Annotated in this window: 13 protein-coding genes; 10 read left to right on the top strand and 3 right to left on the bottom strand. The window is 72.8% G+C overall.

The window, feature by feature from the left end:
• The first annotated feature begins 29 nt into the window (after positions 1-29).
• From O2W14_RS10690 to O2W14_RS10670, 5 genes are all read left to right on the top strand, one after another.
• Positions 30-329, top strand: coding sequence for a 2Fe-2S iron-sulfur cluster-binding protein (locus O2W14_RS10690; protein WP_269176073.1), 300 nt, complete (start codon positions 30-32; stop codon positions 327-329).
• Between the two features lie 172 nt (positions 330-501).
• A complete protein-coding gene (locus O2W14_RS10685) occupies positions 502-1,239 on the top strand; it encodes an alpha/beta fold hydrolase (protein WP_269176072.1) in 738 nt (245 codons plus the stop codon).
• Between the two features lies 1 nt (position 1,240).
• Complete coding sequence (locus O2W14_RS10680) at positions 1,241-1,519, top strand: muconolactone Delta-isomerase family protein (protein ID WP_269176071.1); 279 nt, start codon at positions 1,241-1,243, stop codon at positions 1,517-1,519.
• Positions 1,516-1,884, top strand: coding sequence for a protocatechuate 4,5-dioxygenase subunit alpha (gene ligA, locus O2W14_RS10675; protein ID WP_269176070.1), 369 nt, complete (start codon positions 1,516-1,518; stop codon positions 1,882-1,884). The genes O2W14_RS10680 and ligA overlap by 4 nt, the downstream gene beginning before the upstream one ends.
• Positions 1,877-2,731, top strand: a complete 855-nt coding sequence (locus O2W14_RS10670; protein ID WP_269176069.1) for a class III extradiol dioxygenase family protein — start codon at positions 1,877-1,879, stop codon at positions 2,729-2,731. Before ligA ends, O2W14_RS10670 begins: the two co-directional genes overlap by 8 nt.
• A gap of 45 nt (positions 2,732-2,776) precedes the next feature.
• On the opposite strand, the gene O2W14_RS10665 is transcribed toward O2W14_RS10670, so the two are convergent.
• From O2W14_RS10665 to ligM, 3 genes are all read right to left on the bottom strand, one after another.
• Complete coding sequence (locus O2W14_RS10665) at positions 2,777-3,643, bottom strand: alpha/beta fold hydrolase (RefSeq protein WP_269176068.1); 867 nt, start codon at positions 3,641-3,643, stop codon at positions 2,777-2,779.
• Positions 3,644-3,663: 20 nt separating this feature from the next.
• A complete protein-coding gene (locus O2W14_RS10660) occupies positions 3,664-5,025 on the bottom strand; it encodes an aminomethyl transferase family protein (RefSeq protein WP_269176067.1) in 1,362 nt (453 codons plus the stop codon).
• A 225-nt stretch (positions 5,026-5,250) separates the two neighbouring features.
• Positions 5,251-6,651: a vanillate/3-O-methylgallate O-demethylase gene (gene ligM, locus O2W14_RS10655; RefSeq protein ID WP_269176066.1), complete on the bottom strand. Its 1,401-nt coding sequence runs from the start codon at positions 6,649-6,651 to the stop codon at positions 5,251-5,253.
• A 780-nt stretch (positions 6,652-7,431) separates the two neighbouring features.
• On the opposite strand from ligM, the gene O2W14_RS10650 reads away from it, so the two are divergent.
• From O2W14_RS10650 to O2W14_RS10630, 5 genes are read left to right on the top strand one after another with little or no spacing between them, the layout of a single operon-like run.
• On the top strand, positions 7,432-8,187 hold the full coding sequence (locus O2W14_RS10650; RefSeq protein ID WP_269176065.1) for an ABC transporter ATP-binding protein: 756 nt from the start codon (positions 7,432-7,434) through the stop codon (positions 8,185-8,187).
• Entirely contained in the window at positions 8,174-8,884 is a 711-nt protein-coding gene (locus tag O2W14_RS10645) for an ABC transporter ATP-binding protein (RefSeq protein ID WP_269176064.1), read from the top strand. Before O2W14_RS10650 ends, O2W14_RS10645 begins: the two co-directional genes overlap by 14 nt.
• A 1-nt stretch (position 8,885) precedes the next feature.
• Positions 8,886-9,767, top strand: a complete 882-nt coding sequence (locus tag O2W14_RS10640; protein WP_269176063.1) for a branched-chain amino acid ABC transporter permease — start codon at positions 8,886-8,888, stop codon at positions 9,765-9,767.
• The gene (locus O2W14_RS10635; protein WP_269176062.1) at positions 9,767-10,849 is read left to right on the top strand and encodes a branched-chain amino acid ABC transporter permease; all 1,083 of its coding nucleotides are present in this window, start codon (positions 9,767-9,769) and stop codon (positions 10,847-10,849) included. Before O2W14_RS10640 ends, O2W14_RS10635 begins: the two co-directional genes overlap by 1 nt.
• A complete protein-coding gene (locus O2W14_RS10630; protein ID WP_269176061.1) occupies positions 10,846-12,111 on the top strand; it encodes an ABC transporter substrate-binding protein in 1,266 nt (421 codons plus the stop codon). The genes O2W14_RS10635 and O2W14_RS10630 overlap by 4 nt, the downstream gene beginning before the upstream one ends.
• The last annotated feature ends 51 nt before the right edge of the window (positions 12,112-12,162 follow it).

The following is a 12,162-nucleotide window of genomic DNA, read 5'->3' as shown; positions in this document are numbered from 1 at the left end:
GAGCCGGCCGCCCGACGGAGGAGGCGCGCATGACCGCCACTGCCGGGAGCGCCCCGGACCTCGCCCCGCTGCACGTCGTCTGCGCGGTCGCCGGCATCTCCCTCGCCGTCCCGCCGGCCTCCTCGGTGCTCGAGGCGGTGCGGGCAGCCGGGCTGGAGGTGCCGGCCGCCTGCGCCGACGGACGGTGCGGGGTGTGCGAGACCAGGGTCCTGGAGGGCACGCCCGACCACCGGGACGGCGTGCTGACGGCGGAGGAGCGCACGGTGGGGGAGACGATGATGATCTGCGTCTCCCGCGCCGCGGGCCCCCGGCTGGTGCTGGACCTCTGACCGGCGCACCGCGGGGGCGGCACCACGACGGATGACGTAGGCCCGCCCTGTCGCGACGGTGGACCGGCCATGACATCGGGCCGATCCCGTCGCGCGCCGCCGTCCCTAGCGTGGGCGGCCAGGGTGCACGGGCGTCCGGCCGGAGGCCCGTGACCGCGAGGAGGTGACGACGATGAGCACGTTCGTCCTGGTGCACGGGGCGTGGCACGGCGGGTGGTGCTGGGACCGGGTGGCCCCGCTGCTGCGCGCGGCCGGCCACGTCGTGCACGCGCCGACGCTCACCGGGCTCTCCGAGCGCGCGCACCTGCTGTCCCCGCTGGTCGGGCTGGAGACCCACGTCGAGGACGTCGTCCGGCTGGTCGACGTGCTGGGGCTGACCGACGTCGTCCTGGTCGGGCACAGCTACGCCGGGCAGGTGGTGACCGCGGTCGCCGACCGCCGCCCCGCCGTGATCGCCCAGCGGGTGTACCTGGACGCCTTCGTGGGCTCCGACGGCGAGTCCGCCCGCGACCTGCTGCCCGGGACCGTCGAGCACCACTGGGCGCAGTCCGCGGCCGAGCAGGGGTTCGGCTGGCTCGTGGCGGTGCGCAAGCTGTCGGTGCTCGGCGTGACCGACCCCGCCGACGTCGACTGGCTGCTCCCGAAGCTCACCCCGCACCCGTGGCGGACCTACACCGACCCGCTGCGCCTGACCGGCGCGGTCGAGGGCGTGCCCGCCGCGTTCGTGGAGTGCGTCGACTGGATGCGCGTCTTCGCCGGCCAGGCCGACCGGGCCCGGGCGCTGGGCTGGCCGGTGCACGAGCTCGCCACCGGTCACGAGGCGATGGTCACCGCGCCCGCGGAGCTCGCCCGCGTGCTGGCCGACATCGCCGGCGCCCTGCCGGCCCCGTCGGCACGAGAGGAGACCTGACGTGGAGTTCCTGGTCCGGTCGGAGAACCGGCTGCCGCCCGACACCCCGGCGCAGCAGCGCGCGGAGCTGCGGGCGGGAGAACGCGCCCGGGCGATGGAGCTGCGCGCCGACGGGGTGCTCAAGCGGTTGTGGCGGGTGCCCGGCCGCAACGCGACCATCGGCCTCTACGAGGCCGCCGACCCGGCCGCGCTGCACGACGCGCTGATGTCGCTGCCGATGGCCCCGTGGCTCGACGTCCACGTCGAGGCGCTGGCCACCCACCCGCAGGAGCAGGCATGAGCACACCGACCGGGGCCGGCCGCCTCGACCTGCCGGGCACGCCGGTCTTCGACGGGGACACCAGCCGCCGCGGGTTCCGGATGAACAAGCTCTTCATGAGCCTGCGGGACGCCGCGGCCCGCGAGCGGTTCCTCGCCGATGAGGCCGCCTACTGCCGCGAGTTCGGGCTGACGGCCGAGCAGGAGAAGGCCGTGCTCGCCCGGGACTGGCAGGCCATGATCGACCTCGGAGGGAGCATCTTCTACGTGTACAAGCTGGCGATGATGGACGGCCGCTCGATGCAGTACCTGGGCGGGGTGTTCACCGGGATGGGCGAGGACGACTTCCTGGCCGCGATGCGCGCAGGGGGCCGCCGCGATGGCTGAGGTCATCTGGGGTCTGGCGACCTCGCACGTGCCCTCGATCGGCGCGGCGATGGACCGCGGGAAGACCGACGACCCGGCGTGGAAGGCGCTGTTCGACGGTTACGCCCCGGCGCGGGCGTGGCTGGCCGAGCACCGGCCCGACGTCGCCGTCCTGGTCTACAACGACCACGCCAACGGCATCGACCTGGACTTCGTCCCGACCTTCGGCCTCGGCACGGCCGAGCGGTACGAGGTCGCCGACGAGGGCTTCGGCCGCCGTCCGGTGCCCGACGTGCTCGGCCACCCGGAGTTCTCCTTCCACCTGGTGGAGAGCCTGGTGGACGAGGGGTTCGACCTCACCGTCTTCCAGGAGCTCGCCGTGGACCACGGGTTCACCGTGCCGATGTCGGTCTGGACGCCGGACCCGGGGGACGCCTGGCCCTGCCCGGTCATCCCGCTGCTGGTCAACGTCATCCAGTACCCGCAGCCCACGGCAGCGCGCTGCTACGCGCTGGGCCAGGCCCTCGGCCGGGCGATCAGGAGCTTCCCCGGCGACCTCACGGTCGGCGTCCTCGGGACCGGCGGCATGTCGCACCAGCTGGCCGGCACCCGCGCGGGGTTCATCAACCCCGACTTCGACGCCATGTGGATGGAGGCGGTGGAGAAGGACCCGGCCCGGCTGGCCGCGCTCTCCCGGGAGGAGCTGATCCGTCAGGCCGGCTCCGAGGGCATCGAGCTGATCATGTGGCTGGTCATGCGCGGGGCGATGGACGAGCAGGTGACGAGGGTCCACTCGGACTACTTCGTGCCGGCCTCGAACACCGCAGCGGGCATCGCGCTGTTCGACAACCGGACGCCGACCGGCTGACCGCTCCCGACGGACCCTGCGGCCGGCGAGCCCGCCGGGGGTCCGTCAGGCCGCCGGGAGCGCCGACCGCACGGCGGCGGCCAGGGCGTCGGGGGCCTCCAGCGGCACGAAGTGCCCGGTCCCGGGCAGCGGCGTCACGGTGACGTCGGTGAAGAACTCGCCCAGGCGGTCGGCCCAGGCGGACGGGAACAGCGGGTCCTCGGCCGGCCACAGCACGGAGGTCGGGACGGTCAGCCGCTCGGCCGGCGGTGGGGCCTGCTCGGCCAGCCCCCGGGACAGCAGCGGCGGTCCCGCGCGGTACCAGCCGATCGAGGCGGTGAACGCCCCGGGCCGGGCGTAGGAGTCGGCGAGCCGGTCGAGCGCGTCGTCGGCCGGCACGTACGAGGGTCCCGACCAGTGCGTCCAGAAGTGGGCGAGGTAGCTGCGGAGGGCGTCCCGCTGGCCGTCGAGGAGCCGGGCGGCGAGGTCGAGCCGGTGCAGGTCCTGATACCAGAACTCGGCCAGCACGTCCGGGGCGAGCAGGCGCTGTCCGGCTCCGGGCACGGGCGGGGTCACCACCAGAGCGTGCACGCGCTCCGGGGCCTGGCGGGCGACGGTCTGGGCGATGCGGCTGCCGATGTCGTACCCGGCCAGGACGACCCGGTCGAGACCGAGCTCGTCCAGCAGCCCCAGCACGCTCCGCACCTGGGCGGCCGCCGAGTAGCCGTCCGCGGGTGCCACGGGGTGCCGGTCGGAGTCCCCGAAGCCCCGCAGGTCCGGGACGACGACGTCGGCGACGTCGGCCAGCAGCGGCACGACCAGCCGGTGGTCGGCCCGGTCGCCCGGCCAGCCGTGCAGCAGCACGACCGGCGGTCCGGCACCGGTGCGGTCGTAGGCGAGGGAGAAGCCGTCGACCGGCGCGCTGCGCCTCACCTCGCCCGTGCTGGACGGCGTCACCTCGACCGGTACCCCTCCCGGGCGAAGTCGACGAACGGCACCGGTGCGACGGTGGCGCGGATGTGCACCTGCCGGTGCTCCTCGACCGCCGGCTTGGCGGAGACCGGGTCCTCGCCCCAGACCACCGTCACCTCGGTGCCGGGCACGGCGAACTCGTTCTCGACGGTGGCGAGGGAGACCAGGGCGCGCTCGTTGGCGAGGTAGCCGCAGTCGAGGGAGATGCCGACCTGCCGGCCGCCGACGAGGACCACGTCCTCGTGGTGGGTCGCGTAGCGGGCCTTCGGCAGGTCCAGGTACTTCGCGCCCGGGCCGGGCCGGAAGGACGAGCCGACCGCGTCCGCGACGTCGTCGGCGTCCCAGACCAGGGTCACCTTCGTCCGCGGCGGTGCCTGGGCCATCCGCTCCAGGGCGGCTCGGCCGATGAAGTCGTGGTCGAACGCGACGTGCTTGCCGTACCCGATGTCGTAGGGGGTCAGGTAGTGGTCGCTGATGTCGGCGGGGTGGTGGCTGCCGCCGATGGAGCCCGCCTTGCTGGCCGGCAACCACTCGCGGTACTCCTGCAGCAGCGGGTCGTCCCCGAACAGGGCGGTCATCGGCGCGGGCGCCCAGCCGGACTCCAGGTTGGCCGTCGAGTAGGCCTTCGCACCGACCCGCACGAGACCGTGCCGGGCGTCGGCGCCGAGCAGCGCGCCGAGCACGGCCTCGCCGTCCTCCCAGGGGCCGAAGAGCTCGTAGCCCGGCTGCCCGGCCATGCCGTGCCGCAGGGCGCGGACGCGGCGGCCGGCGATGGTGAACTCGGCCATCCGGAAGAACGCGACCTCCGGCAACGGTCCGCCGGTCACCTCCTCCATCAGCGCGGCGGCGGTGGGCCCCTGCAGCTCGTAGCGGTAGAGCCGGGGCGGGCCGGACGCGCGGACCGCGGAGTTGTCGTCGCGCTCGACGGTGGCGGCGAAGTCGCCCCGCTCGAGGTGGAAGGTGACCCAGTCGATGACCATCGGGTGCCCGACCAGGTCGAACAGCTCCTCCTCGAGGTGGAAGAGGATGGCGTCGCCGATCAGGTGGCCGTCGGGGGAGACGGCCACCAGCTGCTTGGCCCGGCCCACGCCGAAGTGGGCGAAGGAGTTGACCGCGACGTGGCTGAGCAGCGGGAGCGCCCCGGGACCGGAGAGGAACAGGTCGGTCATGTGGTGCGACTGGTCCAGCAGGGCGCAGCTCTCCAGCCACGACCGCTGCTCGCTGCGCCAGTTGGTGAACTCCGGTTGCACCGGGAACGTGCTCGGCGGGGACGCGAGGTCGCGCAGTAGCGCGACGGGCCCCCCGGCGCGGACGAGGGCGGCGGCCAGGCTCTCGGCGGGCATCTCGGGCTGGGCCTCTCGTCGTCGGGAGGACAGGAGGGCCTGCCCGGTGGAGCACGGCCGGGGGAGCCGGCCGTCGTGCGGATGGCGCGTTCGAGACCGCCGGGGGCCGAGCGCCGGCCGTGGCCGGGCGGCTCGGCCGTGGCCGGGCGGCTCGGCCGTGGCCGGGCGGCTCGGCCGTGGCCGGGCGGCGAGGGGTCGCCGCCCGGCCACGGACCCGGCTACGGGTCAGGAGGCGGACGCCGACCGCCAGCCGCCCTGGTACTCGGTCCGCGCGGTCTCCGCGTACGGGGCCGGGCTCACGACGGCGCGCACGGAGAACTGCTCGTGCGGCTCGACGTTGGACTTCCCGCTGCCGCCGTCCGGCTCGCCCCAGACGACCCGGACCTCGGCGCCGATCGGCACGTCCGGGTCGACCGTGGCCAGGGACAGGCCCTTGCGCTCGTTGGCGCTGTAGCCGGTGAACAGCGACGCGCCCACCACCGTGCCGTCGGCGTCGACGACCGAGTCGAAGTTCGACGAGCCGTAGTTGGCGTTGGGCAGGTCGAACACCTGGTACCCCGGAGCGGGGGCCACGATCCCGCCCAGCACCTTCGTCAGGTCCTCGTCGTCCCAGGCGAGGGTCACCTTGCGCCGCTGGGCGGCCGGGTCGATGGCCTCCAGGGCGTCCCGGCCGATGAAGTCGTGGTCGAACTTCACGAAGGAGCCGTAGCCGAGCTCCCAGGGGTTGAGGTAGTAGTCCTCGATCTTGTCCGAGACGAAGCTGCCGGCCAGCGCGTTGGTCGCCTCGTAGCCGGTGGCCGGGAGCCACTCGCGGTAGGGGCGCAGCTCCTCGGCGGTGTAGATCGCCGGCAGCGGGGAGGGGATCCAGCCCGACTCCAGGGTGTTGGAGGAGTAGGCGCGCGAACCGCAGGCCTCCAGCCCGAACTCCGCACCCGCCTCGAGGATGGTGTCGCGGACCTTCTCGTAGGACTCGTACGGGCCCCAGATCTCCAGGCCCGGGGCGCCGGCCATGCCGTGCCGCAGGGTCCGGACCTTCTCGTCGCCGATGTTCATCTCCGACATGCGGAAGAACTTCAGCTGCTCCAGGTCCCCGCCGTGCAGCTTCTCGATCAGCGGCCAGGCGTTGGGGCCCTGGATCTGGAACCGCCACACGTCGCGGGTCACGGCCTTGCCGTAGGGCCGGGACGACGAGCGCGGGTCGTTGCGGACCTCGACGTCGTAGCCCGTCGACGCCTGGAACTCCAGCCAGTTGGCGACCGGGGCCCGGCCGACGAAGACGTAGGAGTCCTCGTCGAGGTGGAAGAGGATGCCGTCACCGATGACCCCGCCCTCGGGCGAGACCGGGACGAACTGCTTGGCCATGTTGACCGGGAAGTTGGCGACGCTGTTGATCCCGGTGTCCGAGATCAGCTTCAGCGCGTCCGGGCCGGTGATCCAGGTGTTGTACATGTGGTGGGACTGGTCGAAGAGCACGGCCGTCTCGCGCCAGGCCTTCTGCTCCCGCCGCCAGTTGCTGAACTCCGAGGGGACCACCGGGTAGATGTAGGTGCCGATCTGGGAGTTGCGCAGCATCCCGACGGTGTCGCCGGTCTGGTCGAGGAGCTCCTGCAGGTTGTTCGCGGTCATGTGCACCCGTCCTCGTGTGGTCTGTCCTGGACACCGCCTCAGGGAGGCGGCCTGCTGGCCGGCTGTGTCGTGCCGTGCGACCGGGCCGCCGTCGGCGCCGGTGAGCGGGGCGCCTGCCGGTCAGGCGGTCCCGCGTGAACGCTAGGGCCGGCGAGTGGCGCCGGACACATTCGGATGGCGGGTGACGTCCGGCCGCATCGGCGGTCGCCGCGTACGTCAGATGTCGCGTCCGGCAGCGGGCGGCGGCGTCCTGCGGACGGACTGGAGGCCGGCAGCCGTCCTCGCCGTCGCCATCGCCTCCTGCCGGCGCGGTCGATCCGGGCCCGGGTTCCCCCTTTGGGGTGACGCGCCGTCACCGCCCTGGTGGCAGTGTGAGGTGAGTCAATCGTCCCGACTCTGGCACTGGAGCAGATCGTGACGTTGACGTGACCACGGCCACAGATAACCTCTCGTAGCCTGCTCCCCGGCGGGGCGGACTGCGCACCGGGGCGGGCAGCTCGACGGGGGAGGCAACGCCTCGGGCTCCGTCCCAGCAGCGACCGTCACCGGTGCACCGGGTGCTCGCGACGGCTGAGGACCAGGACCACCTATGCAGAGAGGGGGCCGACGTGTCACGTGTCGGTGGTGCCGCGAGATCGCGGCTGCGGGGCGCAGACGTCCGTCTCGCGCGGTCATGGGCGGCGTCCTCGGTCCGTGCGGACCGGCGGGACACCGCCCACGGGACCAGCGCGGCCCGGACGGGTGGAGCAGTCCGTGGCGGCTGAGCTGACCCTCCGGGACGTGAGCCTGCAGTTCGGGGGCATCAAGGTCCTGCAGGACGTGGGGTTCGTCGTCGAGCCGGGCCAGATCTTCGGGCTGGTCGGGCCCAACGGTGCGGGCAAGACCTCCCTGTTCAACTGCATCAGCGGGCACTACAAGCCGACCGCGGGCACGGTGCGCATCGACGACGCCGAGGTGCAGGGCGCGCGCCCGGCCACGCTCGCCGGTCACGGCCTGGCCCGGACCTTCCAGCACCCCGCTCTGCAGCTGCACGAGACGGTCCTGGAGAACGTGCTGCTCGGTGGGCACTCCCGGCTCCCGGGCGGCCCCCTGGGGTGGTCGCTGCGGACGCCGGGCACCCGCCGCGCGGAGAAGGCGATGCGCACCGAGGCGCTGGACCTGCTGGAGCGCAACGGCCTGGCGTGGGCGGCGCACCTGCCGGCCGACGAGCTGTCGCACGGCCTCCACAAGGGCGTCGAGCTGTGCCGGGCCCTGCTCATGAAGCCCAAGCTGCTGCTCCTCGACGAGCCGGCCGCCGGCCTCCCGCACGCCGAGGTGGAGACGCTGATCGCCACGGTCCGGCGGCTGCGCGCGGAGGACGACGTCACCGTGGTCATCGTCGAGCACCACATGGGCCTCATCGCCGCCCTCACCGACCGCGTCGTCGTGCTCGACCACGGCCGCACGCTCATGGAGGGATCGGCCGCCGAGGCCCAGTCCGACCCCCGGGTCATCGAGGCCTACATCGGGAAGGACGCCGCGGATGACGCTGCTTGAGCTCGAGGACCTCACCGCCTCCTACGGCCCCGTGCAGGTGCTGGACGGCGTGTCGCTGAGCGTGCCCGACAACGGCGCGGTCGGCATCCTCGGCGCGAACGGCGCCGGCAAGACCACCACGCTGCGCGCGATCAGCGGCACCGTGCGCACCGGTGGCCGCATCGTCTTCGACGGCAGGGACATCCGCGGACTGCGGCCGGACCAGGTCGCCGCCCTCGGCATCGCACACGTCCCGGAGGGGCGCGGCACGCTGGGCGACCTCACCGTCCGGGACAACCTGCGGGTCGGCGCCTACCTCCGCCGGGACCGCAAGGGCATCGCCGAGGACATCGACTTCTGCCTCGAGCTGTTCCCGAACCTGGCCGACCGCATCACGTCGAACGCCTCGGCGCTGTCCGGTGGCGAGCAGCAGATGCTCGCGGTGGCCCGGGCGATCATGTCCAAGCCGCGCCTGCTGCTGCTCGACGAGGCCTCGCTCGGCCTCGCGCCGAGCACCGCGAAGAACGTCTACGACGCGATCCGACACCTGCGCCTGACCCTGGGCATCGCCATGGTCGTGGTCGAGCAGAACGCCAACCTCGCCTTCACCCTCGTCGACAGCGCCACCGTCCTGGAGACCGGGCGGAGCGTGCTCACCGGCACGTCCGCCGAGCTCAAGGGCATGGACGAGATCCGTCGCGCCTACCTGGGAGGGTGACATGGGCACCTTCGTCCAACTGGTCGTGGACGGTCTGTCGGCCGGCTCCGTCTACGCCGCGATCGCCCTGGCGATCGTGCTCGTCCACTCGGCGACCGGCCTGATCAACTTCGCGCAGGGCGGGATGGCCGTGCTGTCGGTCTACATCGCCTGGTGGCTGACGACCCGGGGCGTGCCGTTGATCGTCGCCCTCCTGGTGTCGATCGTCTTCTCGATCGCCTTCGGTGCCCTCGTCGAGCGGTACCTCATGCGGCGCTTCGAGCGCGGTGACCCCGACACCGCCGTGGTCGTCACGATCGGCCTGCTGACGCTGATCACCGGTGTCGCCGGGTGGCTGTGGACCTACAACAACCAGCAGTTCCCGTCGCTGTTCTCCCTGGACACGGTGTCCTTCCTGGGCGTCTCGGTCAGCCAGCGCTCCCTCGGGACGACGGCCGTGATCATCGTGGTCATGGCCGCGCTGCAGGGGCTCTTCCTCGGCACCAAGCTCGGCCTGGCCCTGCGTGCGGTCGCGAACAACCCGGAGTCCGCAGCGTTCTCCGGGCTCCCCGTCGGCCGTCTCCTCATGGTCGGCTGGGGCCTGGCCGCAGCCCTCGGCGCCGTCGCCGGCGCCCTCGTCGCCCCGCAGCTCACGCTCACCCCCGGGATGCTCGACAACGCCCTGGTCTACGCGCTGGCCGCCGTCATCCTCGGCGGGCTCACCAGCCCCGTCGGCGTCGTCGTCGCGGCGTGGCTCATCGGTGTGCTGGAGAACCTCGCCGCCGTGTACGTCCCGTTCATCGGCTACGACCTGAAGGTGGCTGTGCCGTTCATCCTGATCTTCGTGGTGCTGCTCGTCCGGCCCCAGGGCCTGTTCGGCCGCAAGACCGTGGTGCGCGTCTGATGGCCCGCGCCGTGGACGTCCCCGCTCCCTCGCTCCGGCAGCGCCCGTGGGTGCGGCTGGCAGCCCCGCTGCTGCTCGTGGTCCTGCTCGCCGTGCTGCCCCTCGTGCTCCCGGAGTCCACCAACGAGACGCTGGCCCGGATCGGCGTCTTCGCCGTCGCCGTGCTGGGGCTCAACGTGGTGATGGGCTACACCGGGCAGGTCTCCCTCGGGCAGATCTTCTTCCTCGGCCTCGGTGCCTACATCACCGGCTACGGGGTCCAGCAGGACTGGAACATCGTGCTGGTCTTCCTGCTCGCCTGCCTGGGCGCCGCCGCCGCGGGTCTGCTCGTGGCACTGGCGGCGGCACGCCTCGGCGGGCTGGCCATCGCGATGGTCACCATCGCGCTGCCCATCGTCGGCGTGCCGCTGGCCAAGCGGCTGAGCGACTACACCGGAGGCTCGCAGGGCCTGTCCGCGCGCTTCGCCGATGCGCCCGAGGCGACCGGCCTCTACGACGACCAGTGGCAGCTCTACGTCGTGCTGGTCATCGGCGGCATCGTCTTCCTGCTGACCCGCAGCCTCGTCCGCGGCAAGTTCGGCCGGGCGTTCGCGATCGTCAAGGGCAACGAGGCCGTGGCGGCGTCCATGGGCATCTCGCCGTACCGGTACAAGGTGCTGGCGTTCACGATCGCCTCGCTGATCGGCGGGGTGAGCGGGTTCCTCTACATGTTCGTCATCCAGTACACGTCGCCGGAGACGATGAGCTTCGGGCACTCCATCGAGCTGCTCGCCGCGATGGTGATCGGCGGCGCGGGCAGCATCGTCGGCTCCCTCCTCGGGGGCGCCTGGTACGTGCTCGTCCCCGAGCTGACGAACCAGGTCGACTCCAGCCTCACGGCCCTGCTCCAGGGCGTCGTCCTGCTGGCCGTGCTCTTCGTCCTCCCCGGCGGCCTCGCGTCGCTCGTGCGCAGGCTGGGCCGTGGCCGACGGCGCCTGCGCGCCGAGCCCGGCCCCGGCGCGTCACCGACCACTCCGTTGTCGACCGCAGGGTCGGCCACCGCGACGGAGGAAACAGGAACAGAGAAGCGAGGACACGCATGAACATGCACTCTCGATCGCGGCGGGCCGTCGGCATCGCCCTGGCGTCGGCGCTCGCGCTGACCGTCTCGGGGTGTGGCCGTGAGGGAGACGGCGGGGGCGGTGGGGGCGGCAGTCGTGCGGAGGGGGCGGCCAGTCCCGGCATCACCGACACGACGGTCCGGCTCGGCATCACCACACCGCTCAGTGGCGCCACGGCCGGACCGGGCACCTGCACGGTCGCCGGCGTCACCGCCTGGTTCGGTGCCAAGAACGCCGAGGGCGGCGTCCAGTTCGGTGACGGGAAGAAGCGCACGGTCGAGATCGAGGCGCTGGACGACGCCTACGACCCGCAGCAGGCCAAGGCCAACTACGACCAGCTCAAGGACGACGTCTTCGCCATGACCGCGGGGCTGGGCACGCCGACGAACCGCGCCTGGCGCGACGCGGCGATCGCCGACGAGGTGCCCCAGGCGCTGATCATGACCGGCGACCCGCTGTTCAGCGATCCCGAGGAGAGCCCCTGGCAGCTCGGCTTCGTGCCGGTCTACCAGAACGAGGGCCAGGCCTTCGGCGAGCTCCTGGCGAGCTCGGGCAAGGACCACAAGGTCGCGATCCTGTCGCAGAACGACGACTACGGCGCGGGCTACGTCGAGGGCTTCAAGTCCGCCGTCGAGGGCGCAAGCAACATCGAGATCGTCGAGGAGCTCACCTACGAGGCGACCGACACGTCGGTCGACGCGCAGCTGACCCAGCTGGCCGCCACCGGTGCCGACGTCATGTTCAACGCGATGTCGCTGGTCCCGCTCGCGGTCTCGTCGCTGCAGAAGGCGCAGCAGCTGAACTGGAAGCCGAGCTGGTTCCTGCCCTCGAACACCTCGAGCCCCGGTGGGGTCCTCGAGCCCGGCGGCGGCGCGGCGTTCCCCGGCGTGTACTCCGTGGCGTTCTCCAAGGCGCCGGCCGGCCCGGCCGCCGCGGACCCGGACGTCGTGGAGTACCTGGCGGCGCTGAAGCAGTACGGCAACTACCAGGACCCGCCGGCGTTCCCGCACTGCCAGTGGAGCTGGATGGTCGGCGCGACGCTGGAGCAGGCGTTCGGCGAGATGACCGAGCCGACCCGGGACGCCTTCATGACGGCGCTGCGCGGGGTCTCCGGCTTCGAGGCGCCGCTCATGCTGCCGGGCACGTCGGTGGACGCCACCCAGCCCGGTCAGCCCGCGGTGTCGTCGGTGGTCGTGCAGAAGTTCAACGGCAAGGGCTACGGCACGGTCGAGGCCTTCGAGTGACCTCGGCCTGACCCGAGGGCGGCCCGTCCGGCGGACGGGCCGCCCTCCGCC

The organism is Modestobacter sp. VKM Ac-2986 (assembly GCF_026967795.1).
Classification (GTDB): domain Bacteria; phylum Actinomycetota; class Actinomycetes; order Mycobacteriales; family Geodermatophilaceae; genus Modestobacter.
This window is presented reverse-complemented; position numbering and strand designations above follow the sequence as displayed.

What these genes read in the sequence shown, in the direction of transcription:
- O2W14_RS10690 (WP_269176073.1), top strand. Translation starts at nt 30, where the DNA reads ATGACCGCCACTGCCGGGAGCGCCCCGGACCTCGCCCCGCTGCACGTC.
- O2W14_RS10685 (WP_269176072.1), top strand. Translation starts at nt 502, where the DNA reads ATGAGCACGTTCGTCCTGGTGCACGGGGCGTGGCACGGCGGGTGGTGC.
- ligA (WP_269176070.1), top strand. Translation starts at nt 1,516, where the DNA reads ATGAGCACACCGACCGGGGCCGGCCGCCTCGACCTGCCGGGCACGCCG.
- O2W14_RS10670 (WP_269176069.1), top strand. Translation starts at nt 1,877, where the DNA reads ATGGCTGAGGTCATCTGGGGTCTGGCGACCTCGCACGTGCCCTCGATC.
- O2W14_RS10660 (WP_269176067.1), bottom strand. Translation starts at nt 5,025, where the DNA reads ATGCCCGCCGAGAGCCTGGCCGCCGCCCTCGTCCGCGCCGGGGGGCCC.
- ligM (WP_269176066.1), bottom strand. Translation starts at nt 6,651, where the DNA reads ATGACCGCGAACAACCTGCAGGAGCTCCTCGACCAGACCGGCGACACC.
- O2W14_RS10645 (WP_269176064.1), top strand. Translation starts at nt 8,174, where the DNA reads ATGACGCTGCTTGAGCTCGAGGACCTCACCGCCTCCTACGGCCCCGTG.
- O2W14_RS10640 (WP_269176063.1), top strand. Translation starts at nt 8,886, where the DNA reads ATGGGCACCTTCGTCCAACTGGTCGTGGACGGTCTGTCGGCCGGCTCC.
- O2W14_RS10635 (WP_269176062.1), top strand. Translation starts at nt 9,767, where the DNA reads ATGGCCCGCGCCGTGGACGTCCCCGCTCCCTCGCTCCGGCAGCGCCCG.
- O2W14_RS10630 (WP_269176061.1), top strand. Translation starts at nt 10,846, where the DNA reads ATGAACATGCACTCTCGATCGCGGCGGGCCGTCGGCATCGCCCTGGCG.